This window comes from Sellimonas catena (assembly GCF_027924685.1).
GTDB lineage: Bacteria > Bacillota > Clostridia > Lachnospirales > Lachnospiraceae > Sellimonas > Sellimonas catena.
In genome coordinates this window covers 1-8,789 of sequence record NZ_BSBO01000060.1, presented here as the reverse complement: position 1 = coordinate 8,789, position 8,789 = coordinate 1, and the positions used below count along the sequence as shown (strand labels likewise).

The following is an 8,789-nucleotide window of genomic DNA, read 5'->3' as shown; positions in this document are numbered from 1 at the left end:
ATGTGGAATTATCCTACACGGAGTTCTGCCGTTGCAGGGAATCCGACCAGACCTATATGGACAAGCTGTTTATCCCCATTCAAGGCTGTCTGCTTGAAGTCGTGAGGGAGCAATACACAGACTTCTACCGTGACAAGGAACGGTGGCGTTATCTGCAAAAATTAGATACAAAGAATAGACTGCTATCTCTCGACGGATTTACGGACAGCGAGGGGAATCCTCTGGACTTTATCACTGATGAAGCGGTGGACATTGCAGAAACCGTTGTCAATGCGGTCATGGTGGACAGGCTGAAAGCCGCCCTGCCTTTGCTGTCGGATAGTGAACAGGAGCTGATACAGGCAATCTTTTTTGACGGACTTTCCGAGCGTGAAGTCGGGGCGAGGTTGGGCATAACCCAGAGCGTTGTAAACAAACGCAAAGCCAGAATCCTAATAAAACTAAGAAAGATAATAGAAAATTAAAATTTAAGGCGTTCAGCCCCCTTGTTTTTTCCTTTGGGAAGATGAGGGGGCTTTTCTCTGCCCTCTCAATCAATTCTGATTGGAGGAAGTAAGAATGGCATACAACCACGGACGGGAGGACAGGAAATGGCGTATCTGGAAAGAAGCGGAGGAAAAGCTGCTGCGTGAGTGCGGCGTTGATGAAGCGACCATTGAGCAGATACGCATGGCGGACAGGGCAGACTTCAATTCCAACAGGCGGTTTTACCGATGGACGAATGACGTTGCGGAATATCTTGAGGACATGGCAGGCAGGGAGCGGCAGGCGGAAGTGGGTACGGTTGCGGAGTTACTGGAAGAGATTGAGAGCGAAAATCTCTATCAAGTATTAGTCACGGTGGACGGGCGTACCTTGAAAATCGTCCTGCTGAAAATGCAGGGGTATTCCACAAAGGAGATTGCCCCGCTTGTGCATTTGACGACTGGTGCCATCTATGCGAGGTTAGACCATCTGCGGAAGAAGCTGCGGAAAATTTTATAGCTTCTAAAACAGCCTGCCATCCTGCGGGCTACTGGGTGAGGGATGGAAATCCCCTCACTCATTTTTTGCAGGAGGACAACAGGATGGCATACAGGGTTAAGGCATACACGCTTCGGGAGGAATCCACGGAAAGCGGCACAAGGTATTTTATCAGCTTTAAGGACGGGCAGGGCAAATCCCACGAGTTGGAAGTGTCGGAACAGTTCTTTATGGAGTTTCGGCAGATGGAGCGCAGGAACAGGAATCTTTTCTAATGGGACGAGCGGCACAGGGAGTTTAACGAGGTATGGGACGAAACCCTTTACAGACGGACGTTGCGTGTGCCTAAGAGCCTTGATGAACGCATGGTTGAGGAAGAACGGAATGAAACGCTCTATAAGGCGGTTGGGAGCCTTCCAGAGATACAAAGGCGGCGTTTCCTGCTCTACTACGAGTATGAGTTCAATTTTTACCAAATCGCCGCTATGGAGCATTGCACCGCTTCGGCAATACAGAAATCTGTTGCGATTGCAAAGGAGAAAGTAAAGGCGGAAATTGAAGAAATATCTCCAACCGTGACCGACACCGCCCGAAAAAGAAATCTGTTTTTTATTTGTGTGGGATTGGCGGCATTACATACTCTCACTTTTTTCCGTGGGAGTAAATCTATTTTTAAGGAGGTCAACGCCTATGTGCAACGAAAACAAAGACACCGCCCGAAAGGAGGAAAGCCATGCAGAAGTTACAGACAGTCAACGCCGAAACGCTCCTTTATGAACCGCTTGAGAAACCATCCTTTGTGGTGGACAGCCTTATCCCGACAGGCTTATCGCTGTTCTGCGGCTCACAGAAGATAGGCAAAAGCTGGCTCATGCTGAAGCTATGCTTATGCGTGTCGCAGGGAATCCCTTTATGGGATATGCCGACAATGGAGGGCGATGTGCTTTACCTCTGCCTTGAGGACACGTTCTGCCGCATACAGGACAGGTTATTTCGTTTGACGGACGAAGCAAGCGGGCGGCTCCACTTTGCCGTGGCAAGCTGCAAGCTGTCAGACGGTCTTATCGTGCAGCTTGAAGATTATCTGAAAGATTACCCAGACAGCAGGCTCATTGTCATTGATACCTTGCAGAAAGTCCGTACAGCTTCAAAAGACAATGCCTATGCAAGCGACTATGGGGACATCTCCCTCATCAAAGACTTTGCCGACAGGCACTCTCTGGCGGTCATTGTCGTACACCACATCCGAAAGCAGAATGACAGCGACGTGTTCAACAAGGTGTCTGGGACGACAGGATTAACGGGGAGTGCGGACGCTACCTTTGTTCTGGAAAAGGAGAAACGTGCGTCTGACACCGCCAAGCTGTATGTGACGGGCAGGGACACGCCTTATCAGGAATACACGCTGCGTTTCCGTGATTGCCGTTGGGAGCTTGTGGAGCGGAAAACGCAGGAGCAGCTTGCGAAAGAAACGATACCAGATGTCCTTTTTCGGTTGGTGGATTTTATGAGGGATAAGGAAGAATGGATAGGCACGGCAACGGAACTGTTAGCCGCTATGGGGGAAACGGAAACCATACCCACGGTGATTACGAAATGGCTGAATGAATACCGCACCACATTTTTAAGCGAGAACCGTATCTGCTACCAGTACAGCCGCAGGAAAGACGGCAGGCGGATTGCCCTTGCAAGGAGGGCGGGTGACAGCGGTGATGGTGGTGACAGCGATATTAGGATACCCCCCTGTTACTGTCATTGACGCTTAAAGCCATGTAAAGCTGGCGGCTCTGCCCTGCGGGTGACAGCAGTGACGGTGGTGACAGTGATTTTAGGATACCCTGCCGCTGTCATCCCTACGGGAGAACACCCCGTAAACGCAAAATGCAGGCGTGAGATTTACTCGCCCTTTTCGGTCGTGTAAAACCACCCCTGCGGTCAGAAAAATCATTCCGATTTTTCCGACTGCGTTTACAGGGTGTAACACACTACACTTTGCCCTGCAAAGTCGTGTGCCAGACGTTCCCTCTGGACTCCCTTAAGGCAGGGCTGTGCCCTGCTATCCTACGCCTTACGGCTTCGGATAAAAGAATGGCGGCATGACGGTGACGGCTCTTGCGAGGGGGGTATCCCAAAAACACCGTCATCATCGACATGACCGTCATGCAGGGGGTGAGGGTGACAGTTGCGGCAGTCGGCAGGGGGTATCCCAAAACTGCTGTCACCACCGTCACCGCTGTCACCCCAAAGGACGGTCACCCGCCGAAAGAAAGGAGGAATCCGCCTATGCCTTATGCAATCCTGCGTTTCCAGAAACGAAAAGCGGGCGGCGTTGCGGCTTGTGAACGCCACAACGAGCGGAAGAAAGAAGCCTACAAAAGCAACCCAGATATAGATATGGAACGCTCTAAAAACAATTACCATCTCATAGCACCACCAAAGTACACCTACAAGAAAGAGATTAACCGCATGGTAGCCGAAGCGGGGTGCAGGACAAGGAAAGACAGCGTGATGATGGTGGAAACGCTCATCACAGCTTCACCAGAATTTATGAACCAGTTACCGCCCGAAGAACAAAAAGCGTATTTCCAGACGGCTCTTGACTTCATTTCGGAGCGTGTTGGAAAGCAGAATATCCTCTCCGCTGTCGTCCATATGGACGAGAGAACGCCCCATATGCACCTCTGCTTTGTGCCGATTACGCCAGACAATAAGCTGTCAGCGAAAGCTATCTTAGGCAACCAGAAATCATTATCCGAGTGGCAGACCGCCTACCATGAGCGGATGTCCTCACGGTGGAATCAGCTTGAACGGGGGCAGTCCTCAATGGAAACCAAGCGGAAACACGTCCCCACATGGCTCTATAAATTAGGCGGCAGGCTTGATAAACAGTATGAAGAAATCGTGTCTGCCCTATCCGACATCAACGCCTTTAACGCAGGGAAGAAAAGGGATAAAGCGTTAGATTTACTCTCTGCATGGCTGCCAGACGTGGAGAAATTCTCTAAGGAAATCGGGAAACAGCAGGCGTATATCGACAGTTTGAAAGAGAGAATTGGGCAGGAATCAGACTATGCGGGGCGTATGCGTGATGAAAAGTACGAGCAGGAACTAAAGGTGCAGAAAGCGAATCAGAAGATATTTGAATTGCAGAGAACCAACGAGCAGATGGGGCGGCTGCTGTCAAAAATACCGCCCGAAGTGTTGGAAGAATTGCAGAAAAATCATAGAAGCAGAGCGAAAGAAAGGTAGATATGTGAATGAAGAAACAGGATTTTAAGGTGTTAAAGACCAAAGACTTGTACCCGTTCCCCGACAATCCGTTTCATGTGGCAGAAGATGAAACACTGTCAGAGTTAGCGGAAAGCATCAAGGAATTTGGCATTGTCACGCCGATAATCACACGCCCGAAAGAGGACGGGGACGGTTATGAAGTGATTGCAGGACAGCGGCGTGTCCGTGCTTCTGAACTTGCAGGGATAAATACCGTGCCTGCGTTTGTCCTGCCCTTAGACCGTGACCGAGCCATCATCACCCTTGTAGACAGCAATTTGCAGCGTGAGAATATCCTGCCATCGGAGCGGGCGTTTGCTTACAAGATGAAATCCGAAGCCATGAAGCGGCAGGGTTTCCGCACAGACTTAACCTCGTCACAAGTTGTGACGAAGTTGCGGACGGACGACAAGGTGGCACAGGGCTTCGGCGTGGGCAGGATGACCGTGCAGCGTTTTATCCGCCTGACGGAACTGATACCGCCGATTTTGCAGATGGTGGACGAGGGGAAAATCGCCCTCACGCCTGCGGTGGAACTGTCCTTCTTGAAGAAAGACGAGCAGGAAAACCTCTTTGCCACGATGGAGAGCGAAGAAGCAACGCCCTCACTCTCACAGGCACAGCGGATGAAACAGTTAAGCCAGAGCGGGCGGCTTGACATGGATACGATATTTGCGATTATGACGGAGGAAAAGGGCAACCAGAAAGAAACCTTGAAAATCAACACAAGCAAGCTGAAAAAATACTTTCCGAAGAACACAACGCCGAAGCAGATGGAGGAAACCATCATCAAACTTTTGGAGCGTGAGTTGCAGAGGAAACGCAACCGTGACAGCCGCTAATCTTCTTTTTTCGGGAAGTAAATACAGAGAGTTGAGGTATGGAGAATGAGAGAAATCCAGTATGAAATCGTAAAGGAAATCGCAGTATTGTCTACGGGCGACAGTGGCTACACAAAGGAAATCAATCTCATTTCATGGAATGGGAAAGAGCCGAAGTATGACATCCGCAGCTTTTCCCCGAACCGTGAAAAGTGCGGCAAGGGAATCACGCTGAACGCTGATGAAGCGGCGGCACTCCTTAAAGCATTACAGAAAGAATTAAACAGCGAGGATTAATGGTATCTGATTGGCAGGGCGGGGACATTTCCAAACTCTTCCCTGCCCTGTCTGGAAAGGAAGATTTAAGTATGGGCGAGGATAAGAAAGCAGATAAAAAGAGAAAGCGTATCGTGCCAAAAGCACCAGTGCAGATGATAATCAGCCGTGAATATGTCGGCACACAGACCGTTACAGAAGCGTTTGTCCCGATTATCTCCGAGGATATTCGGAAGAAGATTGCCGAGGGCGACACCTTCGACAATGAGGGGCTGTCCGCTTAGAATGTACGCAATGGGACATGAAAACAGATAGGACAGATACGGAGGTTTTACAGTATGGCAGGAATCAAAGAAGAAAAGAAAATCTATTTAGTCGGCATTTATTGCCGCTTATCTAAAGACGATGGTACGGATAACGAGAGTGCGAGCATTGCGACACAGAAATCCATCCTCACGGATTATGTGAAAAAGCAGGGATGGCACATAGCAAAAACGTATGTGGACGATGGTTATTCTGGTACAAATTTCCAAAGACCAAGTTTCCAGAATATGATAAAAGACATTGAAAGCGGTCTGATAAACTGCGTGATTACGAAAGATTTATCCCGTCTGGGGAGAAACTATCTTGATTGTGGGTTATATCTGGAAGTTTTCTTCCCAGAGCATAACGTGAGGTATATAGCGGTCAATGACGGCGTAGATACCTTGAATAAATCTGCTATGGACATCACGCCTTTCCGCAACATTTTAAACGAAATGTATGCCGCTGACATATCTGTTAAGATAAAATCGGCATATCGGGCGAGGTTTCAACAGGGGAAATTCATGGGAACTACCGCCCCTTATGGCTATATCAAAGACCCTGCCGACCACAACCATCTGCTGATAGATGATAAAGTGGCACATGTTGTAAAAGAGATATTCGACCTTGCATTAAAAGGGAATGGAGTTGCCAAAATTTGCAGACATCTTAATAAACAGCATATCCTACGCCCTGCCGCTTATGCGGCGGAGCGTGGCGAAACAGGCTTTGAACGTCATTTTGAGGGGAACGAGGACAAACGCTATATTTGGAGTGGGAACAGCGTGAGGAGCATTTTAAGAAGCCCGATATATGCGGGAAATCTTGTAGGCTACAAACGGATTGCCGCCAATATGAAAAGCAAGAAACGCCCCTCTAAGCTGCCCGAAGAATGGGAAGTGATACCCAATACCCATGAGGGAATAGTCACGCAGGAGGAATTTGATATTGTCCAACAGCTTATTACAAGTCGTAGGCTTCCACAGAACAAGGGAGGATTTGTAAATATTTTTGCAGGCGTTATCAAGTGTGTGGACTGCGGATGTGCTCTGCGGGCAATGAACGTACACAGGAGGAAACGCCCAGAGATTATCGACTGTGTACAGTATTCATGTAATAATTATGCAAGAAACGGAAGAAGCGAGTGTAGTGCCCACAATATAGAAGCAAGGGATTTATTCAATGCCGTTCTTGCCGACATCAACTGTTTTGCGGATATGGCAGTGAATGATGAAAAGGCGGTCAGGGCCATAGAAAAGCGGCTCACGGAAACAGACCAGAGCAGGGCGAAAGCATTAGAGAAAGAACGTAAGAAGCTGAACAAACGCCTTGCGGAACTGGACAGGCTGTTTTCCTCTCTCTACGAGGATAAGGTCATGGAGCGTATTACCGAGCGGAATTTTGAGATGATGTCGGGGAAATACCAGAAAGAGCAGCTTGAAATTGAAGCAAGGCTGAAAGAGGTGACGGAAACTCTTAATGAAAGCTACGAGAAATCACGGGGAATCCGTGACTTCCTCGCCCTTATCCGAAATTATCAAGGCTTAAAAGAACTGGATGCAACAGTTATAAACGCACTCATAGACAAGATACTTGTTTCGGAGCGTGAGAAGATGGCAGACGGAACAGTGAAGCAGGAAATCAAGATTTACTATAAATTCATCGGCTTTGTCGATGAATTACATATCATACCTACAAAACGGTGGGCAGCAATGCCCACTAAAAATTGTACGGTGTGCGGCGTTGAATATGTCCCGGGCTCTGGTGCATCAAGGTATTGTCCTGCTTGTGCCAAGAAGATACGGAGGGAGAAATCAAACGAGAGCAAACGCAGGAGCAGAGAACAGAAAAGGATAGCATGTATGAACTGTCCGCAAAAAATGACCGACTGATCTCGATGGACCAGAAGATTTAAAAGTGATTCCCTCACCGCAATTTCCGGGTAATCTCTGACATCAATTCTCCGCAGCTTCTCTATCGTCGCACGGGTCTGATTACGAAAATCAATAAAATCGTACACTTCATTCATCTGCTTCATTAATGATCCGCTGAACTCCCGACGGTCCTTAAAAATCGTCTGATCCTTTCCCTGAAAGACAGCAGCCTTAATCGTATGCACGCACTGATCAGATAGAAGCAGTGCTAAATTACTGTAAAGATTGTCCTGATCAATCAGTTTTAGAGTACGCATTTGTTGTGGACCAAATTCTACTTTGCGAAGCTCAAATTCCTTTTTTACAGCTTCAAATGTAAGCTCCTGGTTTAAACTCCTCATCGCCTCGAATCGGTCTCCATCCGTTTCCTTAATCATACGACGTATAGCCGTATCTGTGGCAGGCACAGACGAATATCCCTGTCTGACATATACTCCTTCCGGGCGCATCCCTTTTTTAGCGAGATAATACGGCCGATCTGTTCCGCGCTGAATATCCACAACAACGATTTTCTTCCCCGCTTCCTCTATTGTTTCATAATGAAGGAACATCGTCACATCCGGCTTAATTGCATCCCTCACCATATTGCTGACCTGTAGAGAGACTCTGTCGGGATCATCAAGCCCAACTACTTCTCCATTATCCCGAACACCTATATACACTCTGCCGCCGTTGCAGTTGGCAAAAGCAATGATTTCTTTTTTGATTTCATCTACAACAATTTCTTTTAGCTCTACAGTCTCACTTTCTCGAAAAAGCATACTGCCATCTCCTTTATTTTGTTCAATGGACATATTATAATAAATCGTGCCAATCGTGTCAATATATTTGACCCGATTATGACGCGATTTGACCTGATACTGCTATTATTCTCAAAAGATGTGTAAAATATAAGCTTTCTATTCTAACCATGCTATGACAGGATTGACGCGATAAACACACCTTTCTGACAACCACCACAAAAAGTTTCAGAATAAATAAAGCCCGTAAACATTAAGTTTACGGGCTTTGCAAGCTCCCCCTGTTGGACTTGAACCAACGACACTGCGGTTAACAGCCGCATGCTCTACCGACTGAGCTAAGGAGGAATATTTTAGATACAAAGAAACACACCTTTTCAGGTGTTTCCTTTTGTGTACCTTCAAAACCACATATAAGTCCACGTTTCTGTCATCCTGCTTTTTCCTATCCACCATTCCTTGGTTATGCCCTCGACCTATTA

The 8,789-nt window shown here is 47.7% G+C and carries 7 protein-coding genes, 1 tRNA gene and 3 pseudogenes; 9 read left to right on the top strand and 2 right to left on the bottom strand.

The features are described 5' to 3' along the window. Positions 1–2 precede the first annotated feature (2 nt). The 9 genes and pseudogenes from Selli1_RS17525 to Selli1_RS17485 all read left to right on the top strand — a co-directional run bounded on the left by Selli1_RS17525 (position 3) and on the right by Selli1_RS17485 (position 7,525). A complete protein-coding gene (locus Selli1_RS17525; RefSeq protein WP_281874331.1) occupies positions 3–464 on the top strand; it encodes a sigma-70 family RNA polymerase sigma factor in 462 nt (153 codons plus the stop codon). A gap of 94 nt (positions 465–558) precedes the next feature. Beyond that, on the top strand, positions 559–984 hold the full coding sequence (locus Selli1_RS17520; protein WP_000323895.1) for an RNA polymerase sigma factor: 426 nt from the start codon (positions 559–561) through the stop codon (positions 982–984). Between the two features lie 83 nt (positions 985–1,067). Beyond that, positions 1,068–1,542 (top strand): annotated as a pseudogene (locus Selli1_RS17515) (RNA polymerase sigma factor). Positions 1,543–1,696: 154 nt separating this feature from the next. Then, positions 1,697–2,729: pseudogene (locus Selli1_RS17510) on the top strand (AAA family ATPase). Between the two features lie 517 nt (positions 2,730–3,246). Next, entirely contained in the window at positions 3,247–4,212 is a 966-nt protein-coding gene (mobV, locus tag Selli1_RS17505; protein ID WP_001820668.1) for a MobV family relaxase, read from the top strand. An 8-nt stretch (positions 4,213–4,220) separates the two neighbouring features. Then, positions 4,221–5,075: a ParB/RepB/Spo0J family partition protein gene (locus Selli1_RS17500; RefSeq protein ID WP_000743700.1), complete on the top strand. Its 855-nt coding sequence runs from the start codon at positions 4,221–4,223 to the stop codon at positions 5,073–5,075. Between the two features lie 45 nt (positions 5,076–5,120). Next, complete coding sequence (locus Selli1_RS17495; protein WP_001206986.1) at positions 5,121–5,351, top strand: YdbC family protein; 231 nt, start codon at positions 5,121–5,123, stop codon at positions 5,349–5,351. A gap of 71 nt (positions 5,352–5,422) precedes the next feature. Beyond that, on the top strand, positions 5,423–5,614 hold the full coding sequence (locus tag Selli1_RS17490) for a hypothetical protein (RefSeq protein ID WP_001820669.1): 192 nt from the start codon (positions 5,423–5,425) through the stop codon (positions 5,612–5,614). 54 nt (positions 5,615–5,668) lie between these two features. Next, complete coding sequence (locus Selli1_RS17485; protein ID WP_281874323.1) at positions 5,669–7,525, top strand: recombinase family protein; 1,857 nt, start codon at positions 5,669–5,671, stop codon at positions 7,523–7,525. Here the strand turns inward: Selli1_RS17485 and Selli1_RS18735 are convergent. Next, positions 7,519–8,328: pseudogene (locus tag Selli1_RS18735) on the bottom strand (AlbA family DNA-binding domain-containing protein); the annotation flags it as partial. The gene Selli1_RS17485 and the pseudogene Selli1_RS18735 overlap by 7 nt on opposite strands. 254 nt (positions 8,329–8,582) lie before the next feature. Continuing rightward, positions 8,583–8,655, bottom strand: a tRNA-Asn gene (locus Selli1_RS17475). Between the last annotated feature and the right edge of the window lie 134 nt (positions 8,656–8,789).